At 58.4% G+C, this 23,677-nt stretch carries 14 protein-coding genes and 3 pseudogenes; 8 read left to right on the forward strand and 9 right to left on the reverse strand.

Annotated features, from left to right (window positions below; all coding sequences use genetic code 11):
- Positions 1–265: 265 nt before the first annotated feature.
- Positions 266–976 (forward strand): annotated as a pseudogene (gene mnmC2, locus ACMX25_RS19940) (tRNA (5-methylaminomethyl-2-thiouridine)(34)-methyltransferase MnmC2); the annotation flags it as partial.
- 212 nt (positions 977–1,188) lie between these two features.
- Complete coding sequence (locus ACMX25_RS19945; RefSeq protein ID WP_414951796.1) at positions 1,189–2,955, forward strand: IlvD/Edd family dehydratase; 1,767 nt, start codon at positions 1,189–1,191, stop codon at positions 2,953–2,955.
- Between the two features lie 116 nt (positions 2,956–3,071).
- Here ACMX25_RS19945 and ACMX25_RS19950 read toward each other — a convergent pair whose 3' ends face one another.
- The 3 genes and pseudogenes from ACMX25_RS19950 to ACMX25_RS19960 all read right to left on the reverse strand — a co-directional run bounded on the left by ACMX25_RS19950 (position 3,072) and on the right by ACMX25_RS19960 (position 8,438).
- Positions 3,072–4,451 (reverse strand): sigma-54 dependent transcriptional regulator, encoded by a 1,380-nt coding sequence (locus ACMX25_RS19950; RefSeq protein ID WP_414951797.1) that lies wholly within the window; start codon positions 4,449–4,451, stop codon positions 3,072–3,074.
- A gap of 732 nt (positions 4,452–5,183) precedes the next feature.
- A pseudogene (locus ACMX25_RS19955) lies at positions 5,184–6,619 on the reverse strand (GMC family oxidoreductase); the annotation flags it as partial.
- Positions 6,620–7,520: 901 nt separating this feature from the next.
- Positions 7,521–8,438, reverse strand: coding sequence for a LysR family transcriptional regulator (locus tag ACMX25_RS19960; protein ID WP_414951798.1), 918 nt, complete (start codon positions 8,436–8,438; stop codon positions 7,521–7,523).
- 280 nt (positions 8,439–8,718) lie between these two features.
- On the opposite strand from ACMX25_RS19960, the gene ACMX25_RS19965 reads away from it, so the two are divergent.
- Positions 8,719–9,987 (forward strand): MFS transporter, encoded by a 1,269-nt coding sequence (locus tag ACMX25_RS19965; protein WP_414951799.1) that lies wholly within the window; start codon positions 8,719–8,721, stop codon positions 9,985–9,987.
- 171 nt (positions 9,988–10,158) lie between these two features.
- Positions 10,159–10,839, forward strand: coding sequence for an alpha/beta hydrolase (locus ACMX25_RS19970; protein ID WP_414951800.1), 681 nt, complete (start codon positions 10,159–10,161; stop codon positions 10,837–10,839).
- A gap of 12 nt (positions 10,840–10,851) precedes the next feature.
- Here ACMX25_RS19970 and ACMX25_RS19975 read toward each other — a convergent pair whose 3' ends face one another.
- Positions 10,852–11,799 carry a GlxA family transcriptional regulator gene (locus ACMX25_RS19975; protein ID WP_414951801.1) on the reverse strand — a complete coding sequence of 316 codons (948 nt, stop codon included), beginning with the start codon at positions 11,797–11,799 and terminating at the stop codon, positions 10,852–10,854.
- A 379-nt stretch (positions 11,800–12,178) separates the two neighbouring features.
- On the opposite strand from ACMX25_RS19975, the gene ACMX25_RS19980 reads away from it, so the two are divergent.
- On the forward strand, positions 12,179–12,934 hold the full coding sequence (locus tag ACMX25_RS19980) for an SDR family oxidoreductase (protein ID WP_414951802.1): 756 nt from the start codon (positions 12,179–12,181) through the stop codon (positions 12,932–12,934).
- Positions 12,935–13,116: 182 nt separating this feature from the next.
- On the opposite strand, the gene ACMX25_RS19985 is transcribed toward ACMX25_RS19980, so the two are convergent.
- Positions 13,117–14,253, reverse strand: a complete 1,137-nt coding sequence (locus tag ACMX25_RS19985) for a Gfo/Idh/MocA family protein (RefSeq protein WP_414951803.1) — start codon at positions 14,251–14,253, stop codon at positions 13,117–13,119.
- A gap of 183 nt (positions 14,254–14,436) precedes the next feature.
- Positions 14,437–15,054, reverse strand: a complete 618-nt coding sequence (locus ACMX25_RS19990; protein WP_414951804.1) for a flavin reductase family protein — start codon at positions 15,052–15,054, stop codon at positions 14,437–14,439.
- A gap of 327 nt (positions 15,055–15,381) precedes the next feature.
- Between ACMX25_RS19990 and ACMX25_RS19995 the strand changes: the two genes are divergently transcribed.
- Positions 15,382–19,317, forward strand: a complete 3,936-nt coding sequence (locus tag ACMX25_RS19995) for a response regulator (RefSeq protein ID WP_414951805.1) — start codon at positions 15,382–15,384, stop codon at positions 19,315–19,317.
- A gap of 8 nt (positions 19,318–19,325) precedes the next feature.
- Positions 19,326–20,267: a diguanylate cyclase domain-containing protein gene (locus tag ACMX25_RS20000; protein WP_414951826.1), complete on the forward strand. Its 942-nt coding sequence runs from the start codon at positions 19,326–19,328 to the stop codon at positions 20,265–20,267.
- A gap of 69 nt (positions 20,268–20,336) precedes the next feature.
- Here ACMX25_RS20000 and ACMX25_RS20005 read toward each other — a convergent pair whose 3' ends face one another.
- The 3 genes and pseudogenes from ACMX25_RS20005 to ACMX25_RS20015 form a co-directional block, all read right to left on the reverse strand.
- Positions 20,337–21,218: a response regulator gene (locus ACMX25_RS20005; RefSeq protein WP_414951806.1), complete on the reverse strand. Its 882-nt coding sequence runs from the start codon at positions 21,216–21,218 to the stop codon at positions 20,337–20,339.
- Positions 21,219–21,461: 243 nt separating this feature from the next.
- Positions 21,462–21,725: pseudogene (locus tag ACMX25_RS20010) on the reverse strand (hypothetical protein); the annotation flags it as partial.
- Positions 21,726–21,893: 168 nt separating this feature from the next.
- The gene (locus ACMX25_RS20015; protein ID WP_414951807.1) at positions 21,894–22,811 is read right to left on the reverse strand and encodes an AraC family transcriptional regulator; all 918 of its coding nucleotides are present in this window, start codon (positions 22,809–22,811) and stop codon (positions 21,894–21,896) included.
- 103 nt (positions 22,812–22,914) lie between these two features.
- Here ACMX25_RS20015 and ACMX25_RS20020 point away from each other — a divergent pair, with 103 nt between their 5' ends.
- Positions 22,915–23,664 carry an SDR family oxidoreductase gene (locus ACMX25_RS20020; protein ID WP_414951808.1) on the forward strand — a complete coding sequence of 250 codons (750 nt, stop codon included), beginning with the start codon at positions 22,915–22,917 and terminating at the stop codon, positions 23,662–23,664.
- Positions 23,665–23,677: the final 13 nt, after the last annotated feature.

Here is a 23,677-nt window from a genome sequence, read left to right on the forward strand (position 1 = left end):
GACAATTACGCGCGAACGCGGCCCGGTCAAACCGGAACCGCTCGATTTATCTTAGCTCGTCTTCATGGCAGAACGGGGATACTTTGCCGCTTGCCGCATAAATCGCGATTAAACATAGAGACGCGTGAGGCTTTCCTCAGCGCATTTCTCGCCTGACGCCGGCCGTTTTTGCTAACGTGCTGAACCTTTACCGGACCGCTTTTGCAATGACGCGGACGTGCCCCGTCAAATATGATTCCCGCTGTTCTCCCTGACATCGAACTGCATGACTGATCCACTTATTCCCGCCACGCTTGCTTTTCGTCCCAACGGCTCGCCGTATTCGCCCGAATATGGCGACATTTACCACAGCATAGTGGGCAGTCTTGCCCAGTCGCACCATGTATTTTTGCAGGGCAACGGCTTGCCTGGGCGATGGCAGGGGCGTCAAACCTTCACCGTACTCGAAACCGGTTTCGGCATGGGCATCAATTTCCTGACGACATGGGCCGCGTGGCGTGCCGATCCCGCGCGCAGCGAACGGCTGCATTTTGTGTCGATCGAAAAGCACCCGTTTTCGACGGACGACCTGCATCGTGCTTACGCAGTGACCGTGGACGATCCATCGGTCCTCGCACTGGCCGACGTGCTTGCCACCGCGTGGCCGGCGCTGCGACCCGGCACGCATCAACTCGATTTCGATAATGGCAACGTCGCGCTGACGCTGATATTCGGCGATGCAGTGGATATCCTGCCCACGCTGCGGTTGCGCGCCGATGCGTTTTATCTCGATGGTTTCGCGCCTGCGAAAAATCCTGAACTCTGGACGCCCGCGATCTTCAGTTCACTTGCCGCGTTGGCCGCTGACGACGCAACGTTTTCCACCTACACCAGTGCCGGCGATGTGAAACGCGCGCTGTTGCAAGCGGGTTTTGAATATCGGAAAGTGGCCGGCTTTGGCTGGAAGCGTGCAATGCTCGTAGGCCGTTTCGCGCCGCACTAAGACGCTGGTTGAAAACGGGGTATGCGATCGCTCATTCGCCAAGGCATCCGGAGCCGGCGCTGGCAGCATGCCTCATCATGCAGGGGGCGTCGCAACGCAATAGACTGTCACAACAGGCTCCATGGCTACTTTCGCAGCCTTTGCAAACTGACATTCAATTGGCCTCCAAGGCGCGATCCATCATCTACTGAATAGGGAAATCCCTAATGGCCGACCAATCCGACAAGCCCGATGACAAGCAATCCCCCGTCCGCGCGACCGGCATGAAGCGAGGACTCACGTCTTACGGCGATCAGGACTTTTCGCTGTTCTTGCGCAAGGCCTTCATCAAGGGCGCTGGTTATACCGACAAGGCCTTGAACCGGCCGGTCATCGGTATCGTCAATACGGGGAGTGCGTATAACCCCTGCCACGGCAATATGCCGCAACTGATTGAAGCGGTGAAGCGCGGTGTGATGCTCAGCGGTGGCTTGCCGATGGACTTCCCAACCATCTCTATCCACGAAAGCTTTGCGTCGCCTACATCCATGTATCTGCGCAATCTGATGTCGATGGATACCGAGGAAATGATTCGCGCGCAGCCCATGGACGCAGTCGTTCTCATCGGTGGTTGCGACAAGACCGTACCCGCGCAATTGATGGGTGCGGCGTCAGCGGGCATACCGGCGATTCAGCTCATCACGGGGTCAATGCTGACAGGCTCGCATCGTGGCGAACGGGTAGGCGCATGCACCGATTGCCGCCGCTATTGGGCCAGGTTTCGCGCCACCGAGATCGACGAGGAAGAAGTCGCCGACGTCAACAACCAGCTGGTCGCAAGCGTAGGAACCTGTTCGGTGATGGGCACCGCCAGCACCATGGCGTGTGTCGCGGAAGCGTTGGGCATGACGGTTCCCGGCGGAGCGTCGCCGCCGGCGGTCACGGCTGACCGGATTCGCGTGGCCGAAGAAACGGGGGCGCAGGCGGTCCAGATGGCGCTCGACGGTCTCACCATCGACAAGATTCTTAACGCAAAAGCCTTTGAAAACGCGATGCGCGTGTTGCTGGCAATTGGCGGCTCGACTAATGCAATCGTCCACCTGACTGCTATTGCGGGACGGTTGGGGCATCGGATTGATCTGGACATGCTCGATCGCATGGGCAAGGAAACGCCTGTGCTGCTGGACCTGAAACCTACCGGCCAGCACTACATGGAAGATTTCCACGCTGCGGGCGGCATGGCTACGCTGCTGCGTGAACTCAAGCCGTTGCTCCATCTTGATGCGCTGACCGTCACGGGACGCACGCTTGGGGAAGAGATCGAGCTGAGTGGGCCTGGGTATCGGCAGGACGTCGTACGATCATTTAGTGATCCGATATATCCTCAGGGCGGCTTGGCGGTATTGCGTGGGAACCTGGCGCCAGGCGGCGCGATCATCAAGCAATCGGCTGCCGATCCAAAACTGATGGAGCATGTCGGTCGGGCGGTCGTGTTCGAGGATCTCGAGGACATGACCAGCCGGATTGACGACGAAGCGCTCGACGTCACCGCGCAAGACGTCCTTGTGCTGAAGAACATTGGCCCCGTCGGTGCGCCGGGGATGCCCGAAGCGGGTTATATCCCGATCCCGCGCAAGCTTGCGCGGACGGGGGTCAAGGACATGGTGCGGATCTCCGATGGCCGAATGAGCGGCACTGCGTTCGGCACGATTGTTCTGCACGTCACCCCGGAAGCGGCGATCGGCGGTCCGCTGGCTCACGTGCGCAACGGGGATCGAATTCGTTTGAGCGTGATCAACCGGGAGATTGCACTGCTCGTGCCGGAAGCTGAATTGCAACAGCGTGCGCTCGACAACCCCGTGGTTCGTCCGACCGCAGGACGTGGATACCGGAAGTTGTTTTTGCAGACAGTGACGCAAGCGGATGAGGGAGTGGACTTCGATTTCCTGCAGAGCGAAATTCTGCAAGAAAAGAACAAGGAGAACGAAAAATAGAGGCAGTGCGCGAGCCAGGTGACTATGGCCTATTCCGTGCGGCGATCAGGCTGATGCGCCGCACGGCCTGGATCGGTCGCAACACTGACGCATCCACCCGTCACACCAGGCAGAACCTACTCCAGGCCCAGAGTCGACGGTGTCTCTACTTCGCGCATGTTGTAGGCCGACAAGATCCGGTACAAGGTCACACGCGACACACCAAGTTCGCGCGCCGCGTCGCCTACGCGCCCGCGATTTCTTAGCAGCGCCATTTCGATGGCCTGCCGTTCGCCCACTTCGCGCGCCTGCGCGAGCGACATGGGCACGCATTCCGCAAACCCGCCGAGTTCGAGATCCTGCGCGCCGATCAAGCGGCCTTCGGCCATTACGATCGCACGCCGCACGCGGTTGATCAGCTCGCGCACGTTGCCGGGCCACGCATAGTTATGAATCGCGGCAATAGCGTCAGGGGCGAACCCGCGAATCCGCCGGCTAGCGTCTTTCTCGAATCGATCCAGCATGTGCCGCGCAAGCAATTCGATGTCCTTGCCACGCGCCCTTAATGGCGGCTCCTCGATCTGCAGCACGCACAAGCGGTGATAAAGGTCGGAGCGGAAGCGGCCTTCAATCATGGCCGTTTGCATGTCGACATGCGTAGCCGAGACAATCCGCACATCGACGGCCGTGGACTCATGGCCGCCCAGGCGCTCGATCTTGCGCTCCTGAAGGAAACGCAACAGGCTCGCCTGGCTCTCGAGCGGCAAGTCGCCAATTTCATCGAGGAACAGCGTACCGCCGTTCGCCGCTTCAACGCGCCCGATCTTGCGTTGATTCGCCCCGGTGAATGCGCCGCGTTCATAGCCGAACAATTCGGACTGCAAGAGATGTGCGGGAATAGCCCCGCAGTTGATGGGGACAAACGGCTCATTGCGCCGCACTGAGCGCGCGTGAATGGCCAACGCCGTCAGTTCCTTGCCCGTTCCCGATTCACCGGAAATAAACACGGGCGCGTCCGTCATGGCGACCTTTCGGATCGCGCGGAATAGCGCAAGCATGGCGTCGCACGAGCCGATCATGTCGCCTTCGGCGTTGGCATCGCTCTTCGCGCTGGCGGGGTCGCGTGCGCCTCCGTCATGCAACGCCGCGATTCCGTAGGCATGGCCCAGCGCGTTCAAAATGCGCTCGCCCGATGCGGGGAGCGTTACATAGTCGAAGCAAAAATCGCGGACGAGGCGACGAATCGTTGAATCTTCAAGTTGCGCCGGCGACAAGAGCGCCAACCAGCCTACTGTTTTTACCGATAGCCAGGTCTCGGCCAGCCGCAGATTAGCCAGGACGTTTCGCGCCGAGAAATCGAGTAAGCCGCCACTGGGCTTCGATGAAAAATTCCCCGGCTCACGGTCCAGTTCCAGGGATTTGACTGTCCAGCCACGCGCATCCAGGAGCGAACGAAGTTCGAGCGTCAAGGGATCGCCAACGTAAAACAAATGCCTGGGAAGCGATGCAGAAGCCATGAAAGTCATACCGGTTAGTTATAGCGACCCCGTTTCAAGACGCTGCGGGGTCAGCACATTTTGGGCACGTGGCAAAAATTGCAGCTGCCGGCCTCACGAAAACTGCATACGTTTTAGTTATATCGACTCAACACACGGAAACTTGAAAGGAATTGAAGTTTGGCTGGTTGTCCTTGGTCCACTTTCGAACCCCCGTTCGCAATTCGCGTTCCGTCTCCTGCGAGCACTCACTAAGAACCATGTGACAAGGTTCTTTATTCTCGCCGGCAAGATTTTTTTACGGCAATAAGTTCTTAAAGGCTTAGGTGGCACATGTTATCTGCGCAAGTGGCCGGTTCGATTATTTTTTGGCGCCATGGAAAATTATTTCACGAGAATTCACATTCGCCCTTTACCGGTATTGACCCGGCGCGATTGTTATGAGAACGCAATTCGTCCGGCGTCGTACCAGGGCGTCGAATCGAGCGTCAATTAACAGGGCGCGAACCGCAATGGCGTCAAATAGTAATTTAGGCCGAAAATAGCGCGATGGCTCAATTATTTGTATGAATAAGGAAGCGCTAGCGTAGCGGGCCCTAGGCTCGTGGTCCTCTCACGGGGTAATCCCTAAGCATTTATCTAGCCATTTACCCTAACACCAGGCCGGCGCCTTTAAGCGCGTCGCGAATGCCAAGCGCGGGATAGGCCCCGTCGACGGTGCGCATATCCGAACGAGGTCAAGGGTATCGTGGGTTATGGCGCCTGATGCGCTTCTGAGCGGATCAGGTCTGCGATCCGCTCGGCGAGCATGATGGTTGGTACGTTCGTGTTCGCACACGGAATGGAAGGCATCAAGGAGGCGTCGCAGACGCGCAGGTTCTGCGCGCCATAGACGGCACCCGACGCGTCCGTAACTGCGCCGGGGTCATCGGCGGCGCCCATTCGGCATGTACCGGAAGGGTGCCATGTGCCACCGACCGAACGCGTGACAAACCGCGTGAGCGCGTGGTCGTCGGTGAGCAAGCCGGCGATGGAAACGCCTTGCGTCACGAGCCGATGAATCAAGCCTTGGCGCCACGGTCCTGCCCAATCCGGCAACGCGCTCAAGATGCCGCGTTGAATCGCGTTGGCGGTTCCGGGCACGGCTACTTTCGCGACTCGTGGTGAGTAACTCGATGGGAAGATAGCGCTTCGATGACCTGCCATCGAAGGATCCGCCAGCGTCTCTGCACCGAAGCGAACGGCAAGCTTCAGGCGGTCGAGGTCGCGTGGGTCGGAGAGCATGTTGAACTCGACGGCCGGTTCATCATGGGGGTTCGCGGGGGGCAGCGTGACCCGGCCGCGTGAGTATGATTTGTTGACCCAGAAGAAGATCGTTCCCAGCCGATACCCAATTGAATGCCAGCCTGAACGCGACAGGATCGCGCCGTGCATGTCGCCTTGGACGGTGCTTGGCAATCCGGATGAAAAACGCACGATGGCTTGCTCGTGGTGTTCATCGGGGAAGGGCGTGTGGGCAGACTTGGGCAAGAAGGCCGACACGGCGATGGACGGATGTTCCATCAGGTTGCCGCCGACCCCGGGCCGGTCCGCAAGCAGTGGGATGTGCGGCGCTGCGAGGTGATCTGAGGGACCGATGCCGCTGCGCAGCAGGATTGCGGGGCTATGGATCGCGCCTGCGCACACGATCACTTGGGCAGCGTGCACGACTTCGCCGGAACTGAGCAATGCGCCGATTGCCTTCTTGCCGTCGAACAGCACGCGGTCCACGCTCTCGCCGGTCCTGATCGTCAGGTTGGGGCGCTGGCGCACGGCATCTGAGAGATAGCAGATGGAGGTTGGAATCCGTTCGCCTGCGGCGCTGACTGCAATTGCGCCAATGAAGGTTCCGTTTTGCCACGGGCCGTTTTGATCATCGAGGCGGGGATGGCCGCGCTGTTTCAGGGTCGCTAGGACGGCGCGCACGAACGGCGAGATGCGCGGCCACTCTGTGCGTTTGATGCGCAGCGGTCCGGTCTTGCCGTGCAGTTCGCCGCTGAAGTCCGCGTCTGTTTCGAGCTTGCGAAAGTAGGGCAGGCATGACGTCCAGTTCCAGCCTTGCGCGTCTAGTGTTTCCCATTCGTTGTAGTCGGCGGGGCGCCGCGATTGGCCATTAGTGCGTTGATGGCTGAGCCTCCGCCGAGGATGAGATATTGGACGTGTGGTTCGTTCGCACTTGGGGGGGCCGGTTCTTGCGTTAGCGGTCAGGGTCAATGCCGGGTTGCTGCTTTCCAGGCATTCGCGGGTTATACGTTAGCTTATTTCTTTATCACTTTTAGCCACTGCGCGTGGCGGCGCGTCATTTCTTTGTCCAAAGCGACAAAGAAACGAAGCAAAGAAAACGCTTTCACCTCTCTAAAAATTAAGTGTCCACAGCGTGCAGTTTCTATTCATTGGTACCCGAAAAGCACGGTGCTCGCCAGAGCCACGAATGTGTGAACCCCTCTTTCTCCGAACACGGATACCCCACGCTTCGCCACCAGTGACTGAACCTGCCTAAGGAACACCCCGCGCTATCCGCGTGAACCATCCACCAAATTAGTACGCATGACGAACCACTTCGCTAACCCACCAAGAAATGAGGGAGCCGAATGCTTAGGGCCTAACCCCCGAAAATGACAGCGCAAACCGTGCAGCTAACACGCGAACAATGGCAGCGGCAAATACGCGTGAGGCCGTGCGGGAACGTGGGGCACTGGTGCTTGCCCGAGAGCGTACGGGGCGAAGCGTTTTACTGTCAGGATTCGCGAGAAGGAGGGGTTCAAACATCCGTGGCTCTGGCGAGCACCGTGCTCTTCGGGTACCAATGAATTGGAACTGCACGCTGTGGACACTTAATTTTCAGAGAGGTGAAAGCGTTTTCTTTGCTTCGTTTCTTTGTCGCTTTGGACAAAGAAATGACGCGCCGCCACGCGCAGTGGCTAATAGTGATAAAGAAAACATCCAACACTAAACGCGCGAAGACTTGGAAAGCAGCAACCCGGTAATGAACCAGACCGCTAACGCAGAACCTACCTCACCAAACCCCGAGTGCGAACGAAAACCAACGTCCTATTCGACTTCACGCTCCCAAGGCGGCACCGGCTGCCACGCATCAAACAAACAATCGATAAAGCGGCGAACCTTAGGCGCGAGATGTCGCCGCGTCGGATAGATCGCCCTGATGGGCAGCGCTTCGACCTCAAACCCCTGCAGGATAGTCTGCAATCGCCCTTGCGCGATGTCAGTTGCGAGCAAGTACAAAGGCATGCTGACAATGCCGGCGCCGTTAACCGCTGCGGCGACGATCGCTTCAGCGCTGTCCATTCTCAACCGGTCAGTCGAGTTCACGGTCTCCTGCCCAACACCGGCAAACGACCACGGCTGAAGACGTCCACCGCTCACGAAGTGAAGGCATTCATGATCTGCAAGGTCGGACGGCGTGGCCGGCACACCGCGCTTTGCCAAGTAACTCGGCGAAGCGCAGGTCACCAGCTTCTGTGTTGCCACCACGCGCGCAATCAATCGGGAATCCGGCTTGGGCTCACCAACCCGGACCGCGATATCGAACCCCTCATCAACCAGGTCGACAAATTTGTCCGTGAAGCTGACCTCGGCCGTCACCGCAGGCCAGCTATCAAGAAACGACTCAATGACGGGTAGCACGTGCCGATGCCCAAGCCCGATCGGCACGCTGATGCGCAGCGTTCCTGTCGGCGTTGCACTGCGTGCCGCCATCGCCGTTTCGGTCTCTTCGAGATCCTCCAGAATCTGTGTGCAACGCGCGAAGTACACCTCTCCGTCATCCGTGAGCCCCAGGCTTTGCGGAGTCCGGTGGAGCAGGCGAACCTGCAGGCGAGCCTCCAGACGCGCAATGATCTTGCCCACCGCAGAGCGCGTGATACCGAGTTGCTGTGCAGCCGATGTAAAGCTGCCGGCCCTGACCACGGAGACGAACGTCGCGATATCGTTGAAATTTCCAGGAGCCAAGTCAATGTCCTCTCAAACAAGTTCCGGATAAGCACTCGCGAACCGGTGGCATCCATCGGGCAGCCTTTGCTCATACGTCTTTGGGTTCAACTGCCAAGCGTCGTAGTGGAGCAAAGCGCTTCGATCATATCCCGATGCCCGCGCGTCGCGCTCATGGGGAGACACATTCCCCATCGAAACTCCTATCCTTCGCTTCAGCAAGCAGTAGTGATCGGCAGTCGTGCACCTACTGTGCAACCAGACGCCGACACGTCGCTTTAGCCGAACCGGAGAACATCAAATGGATGCCCAGCAACTTATCAGCCCTCGCGGGGGCCCATCGATAGCAAGCGACAGCGCGTTGTCTACCGCGTCAATGCCCGTCATCGAACCCGTATCGCGCGGCCCGTCGTGGCTCGCGGTCTTGTCGGTCGCAGTAGGTTCGTTCGCATTCGTCGCGACGGAATACATGCCCGTCGGACTGCTGCCGCAGATCGCGCAGGACCTGGGAGTCACGCCCGGCACCGCCGGGCTCATGGTGACTACGCCAGGGATCATCGCCGCGATCTCGGCGCCTGTCTTGCTGCTCGCGGCAGGCCGCATCAACCGGCGCCTGATCCTGCTGACGCTGGCCGCCCTGTTGCTTGCATCGAACCTGATTTCCGCCATTGCACCGAGCTTTGCAGTGATGCTCATCGGTCGCGCATTGCTCGGCGCCAGCCTCGGCGGTTTCTGGACTGTTGCGCTCGGCGCATCCGGGCAACTGGTCCGCGAAGAGCAGGCCGCCCGTGCAAGCGCAACGATTTTCATGGGCATTACGCTGGCGACCGTGATCGGCGTGCCGCTCGGCACGTTGATCGCGAACCTGACATCGTGGCGCATGTCGTTTTTTGCAACCGCCATTCTTGCCGCTGTCGCGTTGGCTGCGCAGGCCGTGTTCTTGCCCTCGCTCGCACCGAAGGCCGCAATGCGCACGGACGACTTCCGGGCCATGCTGTCGCGCTCGAACGTGCGCCGCAGTTTAATGATGGTCGGCCTTCTGTTCGGCGCCCATTTCGCGGCCTATACGTATATTGCGCCGTTCCTTGAACGCAATGCATTGTTTGGCTCTTCATGGATCACAGCGGTTCTGCTCGGCTTCGGGGTAGTAGGTTTCGTTGCGAACTTTGCTGTTTCGGCCATCGTGACGCGCCATCTGAAACGCTCGTTGCTCGTGCTCGGCGCGCTCGTGGTGGTCTCCTTGTTCGCATTGCCGATGCTGCAAGCTTCCCGTGCAGGCGTGATTGCGATCGTGGCGTTGTGGGGACTTGCATATGGCGCGATCCCGCTTTGCTTGAGCGTCTGGATGCAACTGAGTTCGCCTGACCGCCCTGAAGCCGGTTCGTCGATGTTCGTCAGTACCGTGCAGATCGCAATTGCGCTCGGTTCGCTCGGCGGTGGTGCAGTGGTGGACCACCAGGGCATGGCAGCGACAATGCGCTTTGGCGCCTTGCTCGCCGCGCTTAGCGTGATCGTGATGATGACGTTCAACACCAGCCGCGCGACGCTCAAGGAAGTGCTCGAAAAGTGACGTGGGCAGTGCCGCAAACATGATTTGCCGCACAGCAGAGTTATTCGCGACTTAACAATGGCCGAAAAAGTGGGATCTTCGACCTCACGATACTGTCCGCCAAACCGAGAATGAACCCTAGTCTTTTCAACATACACCGCGACAGCAGTCGCATGACAAGGGCAATTAATCATGGCGAAGGTATCGAATATTCTTTTTGTTCACGGCGCCTGGGCCAATTCGTCGGCGTGGGATAAAGTCCTGCCGCTTATCGATGCCGCCGGTCTCACAGGATCTGCCGTTTCGCTTTCACTGACGTCGCTGGCAGACGATGTGGCGACCGTGAAGCGGGCAATAGCGTTAGTGGACGGTTCGGTATTGCTGGTAGGTCACTCTTACGGCGGCACTGTCATTACCGAAGCCGGTTCCGATCCGAAAGTCGCTGGACTTGTTTACGTCGCGGCATTCGGGCCCGATGTTGGCGAGTCGGCCGCATCCCTTGGCGCCGGTGGGCCGCCCACCCGTTTGCTTGAAGTCGTCCGCCCCGACGAGCATCATTTCTTCAAACTCACGCGTGAAGGTGTTGATGAAGTATTTGCTCAGGACCTGACAGCCGCCGAGCGCGCGCTGATCTTTGCAACGCAGAATCCGCTGGCGGGCGCCGCACTCGGCGGTGAAGTCACCGCGCCTGCGTGGAAGGAAAAGCCCAGCTGGTATTTGCTCGCCAGCGAGGATCGCACCATCCATCCCGAACTTCAGAAGACGATGGCATCCCGGATGGAAGCCACGACGGTCACCGTCGCGGCCAGTCATGTGGCCATGCTTTCCCAACCGGATGCGGTCGCAAAACTGATCGTGCAAGCCGCAGGCTGAATTTGATGCGTTTCAGGCGGTTGAAAATTCCGCCCTCGCATTGTTTCGTATGACCTGCGGAGGATGACCAAACGCCCGCACGAATGCGCGGCGCATCCGCTCGGAGTCTGCAAAGCCCGTCTCTGTCGCGACCACGTCGACCGGATGACGGCTTTGCTCTATCAAGAGGCGCGCGGCCTCCAGCCTTAGATTTGCCACTGCCTGCGCGGGAGACTGACCCGTCTCCGCGCGAAACGCCCGGCTGAACTGGCGCAGGCTCAAACATGCCGCATCGGCAAGTTCCTGGACCGAGAGCTGGGACTTCAGGTTTCGACGCGCATAGTCGAGCGCGGTCTGGATCCGGTCAGACTTGGCGTCCATCTTGAGCAACTCGGAGTGCTGCGATTGACCACCACCGCGACGATGATTGACCACCAGCTTTTGCGCAATCGAGTGTGCGAGGTCCGCGCCGTAATCCTGTTCGACCATGGCAAGCGCCAAGTCGATACACGCCGTCATGCCGGCCGACGTCCAGATTGATCCATCGATGATGAAGATGCGATCAGGCTGCATCTTGACGAGAGGAAAGCGCTCTTTGAGCTCGTTCGCGGCGATCCAATGCGTGGTCACACGCTTGCCATCAAGGATGCCGGCTTGCGCCAAAACGAACGCACCGGTGCAGATGGACGCAATCCTGCGCGATGCACGATATCCACGCTGCACGAAATCCACAACGGCAGGCGATGCAGTCACGCTCGCAGTTCCGCCGCCGACCAGCATTGTGTCGAAGCTGGGGTCTCCAAAGGGCATTGTCGCGATCATCGTACCGAGCGAACTACGCACCATGTCCCCCGATTCCGATAGCAGCTCAATGCCGTACAGCTGCTTTCCCGCGCTGATGTTGGCGAACTCGAACACTGACAGGGCAGCGAAATACAGCATCTGGAAATCCGGCAGGATCACGAAACCAATTCGCTGCATCACACACTCCTCGATGGGTCGAAACGGGAGCTCAGGTTTCCCCGAGCGGAATTAAATCGGAACGTCGTTGCAGCAGCCCGAAAAAAACGGCTCGCTCCATGTACGCCTCACATTAATCATAAGAATGACGCAGGCATTCCGGTCCGCGTCTAATCGGCTTGAGGCAACGAATGGTACCGGGCCAAATCGATGCGGATTGATGCATTTGTTACATAAAACATAGCGGGAATCAAGGGCTACCGCAGCGGGCGGTGGAGGCCTATCTTTAGCTTCACGAACCGAAGCGATCCAAGGCAAACCGGTAAGCGGCCTGCCTCAAGTTCGATCAACGGTTTAACGCCTCGACTCTTCATCACTCATCCAATCCAGGACGTTTTCCATGAAACTCACAGGTAACACTATCTTCATCACCGGCGGCGGTTCGGGCATTGGCCGAGGCCTCGCCGAGGCGCTCCATAAACTGGGCAACAAGGTCATCATTGCGGGCCGGCGGCGCAGTCATCTCGACGCAGTCATCGCGGCCAACCAGGGGATGGAAGCGGTCGAACTCGACATCTCCGATCCCGCGAGTATTGAACGCGTGGCAGCCAAGCTGATCGCCGGTCATCCCGAGCTCAATGTGCTGATCAATAACGCGGGTGTCATGCAACCCGATGCAGTGAACGGGAAGATCGACGACGCGTTGATGATCTCCCACGTGACCACTAACCTGATTGGCCCGATCCGCATGACGTCCGCGTTGATCGACCATCTAAAGACCCGGAACGACGCCGTCGTGGCGTACACGAGTTCCGTCCTGGCCTTCGTGCCAATGGCGATGACTGCAGTCTATTCGTCGACCAAGGCCGCGTTGCACTCCTACGCGCTGTCCCAACGTTTCATGCTGCAGGAAACGACGGTTCGCGTGCTGGAGATCGCGCCACCTTGGGTACGTACTGAACTAATGAACAGCGAAGAAGCCGAAATGGCGATGCCGCTCGATCAATTCATCGACGAAACGATCAAGGTCCTGGGCACGGATGCAAACGAGATCCTGGTCGAAGCCGCCAAACCGATGCGCGCAAACGTAGGGCCGGGCGAGCACGACTTCGTCAATGGCTTTAATACACAAGTGAAGGCGATGTTCGGAGGTTGATTCATGCGGCCAGGACAAATCTGGCCGCAACATGTCCGCTCGCGTTGACCTGCCAATTTGGAGTCAACGCGAGCGGATTTTTTTTGAGCTGCGCAATGCGCTTCTGCTTCTGCAAAACGAATGTCGACGGCGAGGCTCTGCGCTTCGCCGTCGATGCCTGATGCTTTGGCTAGCCTTGAGGATTAACTCGGCGTGCTGAAAGAGAGCTGAACCCGCTTGCCGGAATCATTCGATTCCACGATCTGCTCAATCAGTTCATGCATGCGGATCGCGTCTCCAAAAGTGGGCGCAAGCGTCGAACCGGTCTTTACGTCGCGTGCATGGGCGGCATACAGGTTCGCCAATTCAACCACGCTCGCCCCGAGTTTCCCCTGAGGCACCCATTCATATTCCGCCGGAATAGTCACGTCAGTGAACGGTTGCGCGTCACCCCGTGCAATTTCGATGCGGTTGAAGGTATCGCCGAAACTGGTGGTGTTCGAGATCTTCAAGTCACCCTTGCTGCCGGTGATATCAATCTGGATGCCGAAGTTGTTTCGTTTCCCTGCCTCGAGATGGACCGTCAGCACTGCGCCATTGGCGAAGGTCCCAGCCAGCACGACCTGGTCCGCGCTGGTGTGGGGCAGCGTTTCCCCGGTTTCCACCAGCGTGACTTCCTTGAACTGATTGACCGTCAGCGCCGACAGGCTCTGCGGATAGCCGACCATTGTCGTGAACAAGGCGTCCAGGAAATGGCCGCCATAGATCGACAAAAGGCTGGAGAAATTCTCTTCGGGAATCGTGTAGTAAAGCGACGCAGGCCGTTCGCGCTGGAAGTACTCGACGCTCACATGCAGCCGCACCGACCGTATTTCGCCGATCTCGCCTTGCTCCAGCAAATCGCGCACATGACGGTAGCCGGGATTGAGGCGCCGTTGCAGACCGACGAGGGTGCGCACGCCCGCCTTATCAGCCAACGCGAGCAGCTCGTTGGACAACGCCGTGCTTGGCGTCAGCGGCCATTCGCAATAGACGTCTTTACCTGCCTTGATGGCGGCGCGAATACCTTCTTCGTGCTGGAACGCGGGCGTCAGAACGAGTACGAGATCGACTTCCGGATGCGAGACCAGCTCCTGCAGCGAGGTTGCGGCGTACTTGAATCCATGGCGCTCGACCAGCGCCGCTGCCTTTTCCAGGCTGCGGCTGTACACCGCGGTCAGTTCATAGTCCGGCAGTAGTTTGAGTGAGGGGAGGTGCCCATATTCCGACCAATGGCCGAGGCCGATGACGCCCACCCTTATTTTTCCGGAGCCCGTAGCTCGCGTCGCGATGCTGTTCAAGAGAATTCTCCAATGTAAGGCTGAGCGGATCAATCTTGCCCAGCGGCATCGGAATAATAGGGTTCAGCGCAATGAAGATAAATGGTTCTGGATTCCGATCAATTCGGACATCTGAGTCCGCTAGCCGGATATGAAGTGTGATCCATCATGCGGGCTCCGTGACAATGGAGGACCGCAACTGGACTAAGCCCGGAACGTTTTACCTAGTTCCTCTCCTGCTAGCCGGAAGTAGTGACAGAAGTTGTAGATCAGCGGCGACCACTTTTCCGCATCGATATATTTGCCTTCCTTCACGAAGGTCTCGTCAGCATGCAGCCGGACAATCTCCACTTCCACCGCAACACCACCACCGAGTGCCTCGAGTTTCTCACCACCCATGCGATGAACATGACGGACGCGCGCTTCGAGTTGCATGGGACATTCAGCGACGCGGGCCGGCTTGACAAGCTCACCCGGTAGCGACGTAAAGTCACCCGCTTCAAACTTGTCCTTCTCGAAGGTGAACTGTTTCGCCTTGAGTTCCGGTACAGGATCCTTGCCCGTGAGCGGCGCGAGCTTCTCGACCTGCTGCCACAGGTGCGGGGAAGGCACGTTGACCACGCACTCGGCATGGCGAGCCAGATTGTCTGCTGTCTTGGTTTCATCGAGCAGTCCCAGCATCATGGTCCAGCCAAGTGCCCAGAAAGACGATATAGGCGCAATGTTGGTCGTCCCATCTTCATTGACCGAGCTGACTAGCGCCACCGGGGTGCCGAAATACAGGATCTTGGGTTCGATGGTTTGAAACAAAGTCTCTTTCATAGCGGTTCCTCGTCATGTAAAACGCGTTCAACAGACGTTGCTGGACGGCATGCCAAAGTATGGTTGATTAGCAGTTGAAAAAGTTTCGGCCTAAGTTGAAGTGTCGAACGCAAGCGGAATTATCGACCGGTCCGGGTCCACGTCCGCGGAGCATATTTGCCCGGCGGGCCGCTATTCAAACCTATGCTAGCGCCCTGATAATCGCAAAAGATCCGGCTATTTCCTCAAGTGCCATCCGCTGTTGCCGTAAAGTCCTATACCAGTCCTAAATCAGCTTGCATCCTTTGAGGTCGACCAGTGGCAAAACAGCATTCGCTCGCATTCCGGATGACTGCATTTATCGTCGTGGTCTGTGTGTTGCTCGTAGGCACGGATCTCTGGCGCAGCGCGGCTGCCCGTCATGTGCAGGTGAAGGAAATGACATCGGCCACGACGAATCTCGCCCGCGCGATGGCGCAGCACGCGAACGACACGATCAAAGAGTCCGACATAGCGATCATGGGTATCACCGAGCGTGTAGAACACGACGGCACCAGCCCGGCTTCCCTGGAACGGCTCCGCCACGTATTTTTGTCCCGATTGACCGAGTTGCCGCAACTCAACGGCTTGTTTGTTTTTGATCGGACCGGTCAGTTGATCGCGAGCGCGGATTCCGGGAAATTGCGCAGCTATAACAACGCTGACAGGGATTACTTTATCTTTCATCGGAGCAACCCGGATCGCGGCGCTCGCGTGGGTATGCCGCTGCTCAGCCGTGCAACCGGAAAGTGGGTCGTGCCCGTGTCGCGGCGAATTGCTGATGCGAATGGTAATTTCGCCGGCGTCGTGGTGGCAACTATCGACATCGATTTCTTCTTGCGGTTTTATAGCAGCCTGGATATTGGGCATGGCGGGGCCGCGGCGCTGATACTCGGCAACGGGCGCATGGTCGTGCGCAGACCGTTCGAGACCCGCTTTCAGGGCGCCGATGTGTCGGAGACGGTTCTTTTTCGCGCTCACGAACAGGCCAGATCAGGCACCTTCTTAACGAAGTCATCACAAGACGGCGTCGTACGCCTCAATAGCTTTCGAAGCTTGCAGGACTATCCGCTCTTCGTTGCTGCCGCGTTGTCGCAGCAGGAAATATTGGCGGGCTGGTGGTCCGACACGCTTTGGCATTCGGCGGGTGTAGGCGCGCTGGTTATCGCGCTGGCGCTGTTTGGCTGGCGTCTCATCCGCCTCATCGCGCTAAGGACCGCAGCGGAAGAACGGCTGGCGGCAAGCCTCGATATGACGCGTGCCATTCTCGATACAGCCATTAACCCGATCATCACTATCGACGGCACGGGTGTTGTGCGCTCGTTAAATCCAGCGGGTGAAAAGACCTTCGGCTACGTGTCGTATGAACTGGTCGGGCAGAACATCAGGACGCTCGTTCCCGATAACTTCGTCGATGCCTATAACGAATACGTCGCACTGTTTGCACAACAAGGCAGGACCGGCGCCGGCAGCGGACGCGAATTAGCGGGACTGCGACAGGACGGCTCCGTTTTTCCGGCGCACGTTTCCACGGCCCCGATGGTTGTCGCGGGCGAAGTGTGTTTCGTCTGCGTCATTACCGATCTCACTGAACAGCACGGACAACGCGAGGCGCTGGCCGCCGCGCGGGATCAATTGTTGCTGGCCGCCCAAGCTGCGGAGCTTGGCATCTGGTCTTGGAACCTGGCGGACAACGCGCTCCACTGGAACGCGCGCATGTTTGAAATCTACGAGCAACCGAAGGCGTTGCTTGGCCACGGTTTGAATTTCGATCACTGGCGCACGCGCGTGCATCCTGAGGATATCGACGCCACCATGAAGTCGCTCAACGCGGCGATCGATGGACACGGCGGCGAGCTCCCGCTCTTTCGAATCGTGCTGCCAGGCGGGGAGATTCGTTATATCCAGTCGCGCATCCGGCTCGAACGGTATGCCAACGGCCTGCCGGCCATCATGACGGGAATCAACCGCGACATTACCGACCAGCATCAACTGGAACTCCGGTTGCGTGAGGCCAAGGAGCAGGCTGATGCGGCGAGCGCGGCCAAGTCGTCGTTCCTCGCAAACATGAGCCACGAGATCCGCACTCCGATGAACGCGGTATTGGGCATGCTGCATCTCGTACAGCTAAGCAATCTCAATCTGCGTCAACGCGATTACGTCAGCAAGGCACAGACAGCGGCGAAGTCCTTGCTTAGCCTGCTCAACGACATCCTCGACTATTCGAAGATCGATGCGGACAAGCTGCAACTCGACGTGCATCCGTTCGAGCTGGAACCGTTGATGCAGGACCTGGGCGTCGTCCTGTCCGGTAATCAGGGCGACAGGAATGTCGAAGTTTTGTTTGACCTGGACTCGGCGCTTCCCAATGGCTTGATCGGCGATAGCCTGCGGTTGCAGCAGGTCCTGATCAATCTGGCCGGCAATGCGCTCAAGTTCACGTTGACCGGACAAGTGATCGTCAGCGTCCAGCTGTTGCAACGCATGGATGCCGCGGCGCGCGTACGGATTGCGGTGACCGATAGCGGCATCGGCATTAGCAGTGAGCAGATCGGGCGTATTTTCGAGGGCTTTACTCAGGCCGAGACATCGACAACACGTCGTTTCGGCGGCTCGGGTCTGGGACTGGTCATTTGCAAGCGACTAGTCGGATTAATGGGCGGTGACCTTCAGGTCGAAAGCGAAGTAGGCGTGGGCAGCCGGTTCTGGTTCGACATCACGCTTGGCGTCGATGGCGCGAACACTCCCGCTATTTCACCTGTGATCGATCGGCCTCTACGCTTGCTGGTTGCCGACGACAATCAGATGGCAGCAGAGTTGTTGGTCCGAACAGTCGCGACGCTCGGATGGCAGGCGGACTTTGTTTGTGGGGGTATCGACGCTGTCAGGAAGATCAGCGAGTCGGTCCGCGAAGGAACGCCTTATGACGTGGTACTCATGGATTGGCGCATGCCGGACCTGGATGGGTTGAATGCGGCAAAGCTTATTCGCGACGCGAAAGACAGCCTGCCACTTCCCGTCGTCGTCATGGTCACCGCATACGGCCGCGAAGTCCTGGCTGAGTCTCACGATAGCGGCGATGCGCCGTTCGCGGGCTTCCTGACCAAACCGATTACGCCAAAGCAACTGAGCGACGTCGTGCTTAGCGCACTGAGGACGGCCGATACGCCGCAGCCTGTGCTTCACGCACCGGTTTTCAAACCCGCTGCTCGCCTGGCCGGGCTTAATCTGCTCGTGGTTGAAGATAACGCCGTGAACCGTCAGGTTGCCGAGGGCGTGCTAAGAGCGGAGGGCGCTCAGGTACACCTCGCCGAGGGCGGGATCGAAGGCGTGAGAAGGGCGACAACAGCAGGCATTCCGTTCGATGCAGTGTTGATGGATATCCAGATGCCGGATATCGACGGGTTCGAAGCAACACGCCGGATTCGAAAGGATCCTCGCTGCGCCGCGCTACCCATTATCGCGATGACGGCCAATGCATCGAGCGCCGATCGGCAAGCGTGTCTCGATGCCGGCATGAATGATCACGTGGGCAAACCGATCGATGTCGAGCGGCTGGTGTCAGTGCTGCACGCGCAAATCGACGGGACAAAAATCGCGTCCGCTTCCGCGTTTGAATCTGATCAAGCGTCGTCCGGAGTGGAAGATATTGCCGACTCTGTTGTTGAACTGAAAGCTTCAATTGTTGCCCGGTTTGGTGGCAATATTGCGCTGATCAACAGCGTCCTGGATAACTTCGGGCCCCAGACAGAAAAGCAACTCGCGTTGCTTAGCCAGCAAATCGCAAAGGGCGAGCCGCTTGGCGCCGCATCCGTGCTGCATGCAATCAAAGGGACTGCGGGAACGGTGGGGGCCCGCGCTCTTGCGGCGCGGGCCGGCAAGCTTGAATACGATCTACGCCACGCTGATTTGCCGGCAACGAACGTTGTCATCACTGAGGAAGGCGTCGCTGATCTGAGAAGTTTGCTGAGGGACAGCGTTGCTGCATTGGCGCGCGAATTTGGAGGTGACACAATCGAGGCGCCGGCATTCGAGGCCGAATTGCCGCTAGCGGAATGGAAGCAGCGCCTGAACGAGATAGTGGCATTTCTTGAGTCGTCGAATTTACAGGCCGTGGCGCTTGCCGAGGCATTGGTTGTTCACACGGGTCCGGAACAGCGGGTCCGATTCGATCAGTTCCTGGCGCAGGTGAGGGAATTGAATTTCGCGGTCGCGGCGCTTAGCGCACGTGACATGCTGAAGTGATCGTGACAATGGAGCATATTCTGGAAAGCTGGTTACTTCACACGAATCGCCGTCCCAAGATCCTGATTGCCGACGATCAGCCCACGAACATTCGTGTTCTGTACGAGCTGTTTCGCGACGAGTGCGACGTGTTCATGGCAACGAGCGGAACGCAAACCATACAAATCTGCCGCGCTGAACTGCCCGATCTCATCCTGCTGGATGTGGTGATGGATGACATCGATGGTCACGAGGTATGCCGCCGACTTAAAGCTGACCCATTGACCGGCGCCATTCCGATTATCTTCGTGACCTCGCAGAATCAGGAGGCCGACGAAGTCATCGCTTTGGGTTTAGGTGCGGTCGACTTCATCACGAAACCCATCAACCCGGTCATTGTGAGTGCGCGCGTGCGCACACACCTGACCCTGAAGTTGCAAGGTGATTTGCTGCGCGCAAGCGCGTTGCTTGACGGATTGACCGGCGTGGCGAATCGTCGAAAATTTGACGAGGATGTGCAGACTGACTGGCGCCAGTGTCTTAGAGAAAGCGCACCCCTCTCGCTCATCTTGATCGATATCGACTATTTCAAGCTCTATAACGATCGCTATGGTCATCAAGCCGGTGACAATTGCTTGAAACTTGTCGCAAGGACGCTATTTGAAGCGCTTCGCCGGCCCTATGACAAGCTGGCCAGATATGGGGGTGAAGAGTTCGCTTGTCTCTTGCCAAAGACTGAACTTGCGGGCGCGAGCGCAATTGCGGAAAGAATGCGAGCGCGCGTGAGCGAATTGAATGTGGAGCATCTTGGCTCCGAGGTCGATCAGGTCGTGACCATTTCCCTGGGCGTTGCTTCCATGGTGCCAACGCCCTCCGTCACGCCTGAGCTATTGTTGAAGGCCGCTGATCAACAGCTCTATGAAGCGAAGCGCACGGGCCGTGCGCGCGTCTGTACGTTGACAGTACCCTGAGCCGGGCGTGCGCTGCTCACAGATAAATAACATGACTGCAAGACGCAGTTCCGGCCCGGCCTTTTACTTCTACAACGAATGTTTCCTTCCGCCTGCTGTCTGCCAGTATTGAATGATGTCGTGAATTTCTGCTTCGATGTGTCGCACTGTATTAATGATGCTTTGAATGCGGGCTTGCAGGACAACACCCTTGAACGGTTTGGCGATGACATCCGCTGCGCCCAGGTCGAGAGCGCGCTGTTCAGCCTCGATGTCGGCGGCCGGCGCCATAAAAACGATAGGCACATGTTCGAGCGCGGTCTCGGCTTTAAGTGCCGCGAAAATCTCGAATCCGTTGTTCTGCGCGGAATGGTTGTCGAGAATAATAAGGGTCGGCGCATGACTACGCGCTTGCTGTAATGCTTCTTCGCGAGAGGCCGCAAAATATAAGGCGCCTATACTTTCCAGTGTTCGACGCATTTGCTGGATGGTGGCAAGATCATCTTCGATGATCAGCACGTTAGGCCTTGCCGGCGTCTCCGCCCATGTTCTTAGCTTGCCCGCTTGACAATCACGATCGATATCATTCACGATCTGCCTCACGCGGAGTTGAGCGCGCACGCGGGCTTTGAGTTGCGCGGCGACAAGCGGCTTCGTGACGTAATCGGCCGCACCCAGTCTCAGCGCATCGACTTCCAGCGCAGGCGCGTCATGGCTCGTTACGAAAATGACCGGGACGTGTGCCAGATTTGCGTCGGCCTTAATGATTTCGCATACGTCAAATCCAGTCATGCCTGGCATATCGGCATCGAGGAGAATGAGGTCGGGTGGCGATTCCTTTGCAAGCAGAATGGCAGCTTCACCCGAGGTGGCGAACTGTTGATCAGGGTAGGCGGCAAGCATTTGACTCATGATCCGAATCGTCATCGGATCGTCGTCTACTAAAAGAAGTCGCTCACTGTTTACTGACATTCGGTTCTTCCTCAGGATTTTTAATGTGTTTCGCCATGATGCGGCATTCCGATGCAATCTAATCGGGGGAACTGCGACGGTATTGGACCTTAAATCGAATCTTGAAGCGCATCGCTAAGCGGCCGTGAAAGTTGGAGCCTTGCCGCATTCTAATATATGGCGATCTGACGGTCTGTTGGTTAAGTGTGAAAGTCGATATGCCTTTAGCCAGTTTGGCCGCCAGTATTTGTTAGCGTGAGCTGCTTAGGTCGGACTGTCTGCTGCCGGTTCGCAACGTGCTTCGGATGCATGCGAGTCTGGATGAACGTGGTCTGCCTTCCTGAGCGCGGGAAATGCTGCCGTCCATATCGCTGCAACACATAGGGTTCCAACGCCACCTAAGACAACGCTTTCAACCGTCCCAAATAATGAAGCGGCGACGCCCGACTCGAATGCACCGAGTTCGGCTGACGCGCCGATGAACGGCATGTTGACCGCCGAGACGCGTCCGCGCATGGCATCAGGGGTCACGGCCATGGCGTGCAAACATGAAAAAGGGTGAGCCCAAGGAAAGCGTCAGCAGCTTCATCGGGATGAATTGCGCCATGCCAACGATGCCGAGATAATCCGGAGTCCAGATAAATCAACATGGCGACAAAAAATAAATAAGCACTATTCGATTGCCATGCCCCTTGCTTACGTGTCTTCTATAACCGGCTGCTCCTCGCGCGCGTACTGTGAAGGCGGCCGCCCAACGTGCCGCGTGAAAGCGACGCTGAAGGTGCTGGCGGAGCTGTAGCCAACTCGCAGCGCAACGTCGGCGACGCGGCCTTCATTGCGGCGCAGCAGATCCTTGGCGAGCGCCATGCGCCACGTGAGCAAATATTCCATAGGCGCCATGCCGACCGCGTGATTGAAGCGTTCAAAGAAGGTCGAGCGCGATAGCGCGGCTTCTTTCGCGAGGTCAGCCACCGTCCACGCACGCGTAGGGTGTTCGTGCATCCCGCGGATTGCGGCCGCGAGGCGGTGATCGGACAGCCCGCGAACCAGGCCAGGCGACGCGCCTGTTTCCGCTGTGGACCGCAGCGCCTCGATGAGCAGCACTTCCAGCAGCCGTGACAGCACGACCTCGCGCGCAGGACGCTGCGCGCGCGATTCACCGCGTACAAGCTGGACGAGCGTGGCGAGCCGCTCTTCACCGCGGACATGCACGAATTGCGGCAGCAACGAGACCAGCAAGGCTGCATCTGGCGAACCGAAGCTGCAGTGGCCGACCATCATTCGCAGATCGACCGGGCCATCCGGTGTCCCAATTCTGAATTCATTGTTGCCAAGGGCGATGGGTGTAAGCGTCTGAACGCCGGGCGGCGGCGGTACGAGGCTGGTCGTGGTGATGTCGTAGGCTGCGGGAATCAGCACGAAATCCCCAGAGACGATTTCGATAGGTTCATGCCCGTCGATCGTCATGCGGCACCCGCCCTCGAGAACCACGTAATAGAGCGATTGACCGACATCCGAGCGGGTCACGCGCCAGGGGCTGGCGCCCAGAACCAGTTTGGAAAACCGGGCGCCCGGCTGCAACAGCGTCACGACTTCGGCTAAAGGATCGATCATTGCCGGACTCTCGCGCATGAAATTCGGATTATCGATTGTAGCGAGTACGGTCGCGGCGGTCTATCGTGTGGACAGGCACAAACCACCCCACACAGGAACTCCCATGAAAACCGTTTTGATCACCGGCTGCTCTTCCGGATTTGGCCTTGAGATTGCCCGCTATTTTCTGACCCGCGACTGGCAAGTCATCGCCACAATGCGCACGCCGCGCGCCGACATCCTGCCGCCTTCGGAGCGCTTGCGCGTCCTGGCGCTCGACGTCACAAATCCGGAAAGCATCCGTCAGGCTGTCGAGGCAGCCGGTCCGATCGACGTCCTCGTCAACAACGCCGGCTTCGGCGCGGCGTCCCCTGCGGAACTGGTCCCGATTGCAACGGTGCGCGAAATTTTCGAGACCAATACCTTTGGCACGATCGCATTGACGCAGGCGGTGCTGCCCCAGTTCCGGCAGCGTAAAGCTGGCGTTGTCGTGAATGTCACGTCGAGCGTCACGCTGAAGGCGTTGCCTTTGATTGCGGCTTATCGGGCGAGCAAGGCTGCAGTTAACGCATTCACCGAGTCGATGGCGATGGAGCTCGAGCAGTTTGGCGTGCGAGCACATTTGGTGCTGCCGGGCCGTGCACCCGACACGCGGTTCGCAGAGAACGCCCACGCCCACATGCATGGTCTCGACAACGAGGCCTACGCGGAGACCGTCAAGGCTGTCTTCGCGCAGTTCCAGGACACCTCCGGCCCCGTCACCCATGCACAGGACGTGGCTGAAGCCGTGTGGCTCGCGGCAACGGATCCGTCGTCCCCAATGCGCATCCCGGCCGGCGCCGATGCCAAAGCGTGGGCGGCCGAAGTTCGCTGAACGCACGGCATGG

It is taken from the genome of Caballeronia eucalypticola, from assembly GCF_047608185.1.
In the GTDB taxonomy this organism is placed as follows: domain Bacteria; phylum Pseudomonadota; class Gammaproteobacteria; order Burkholderiales; family Burkholderiaceae; genus Caballeronia.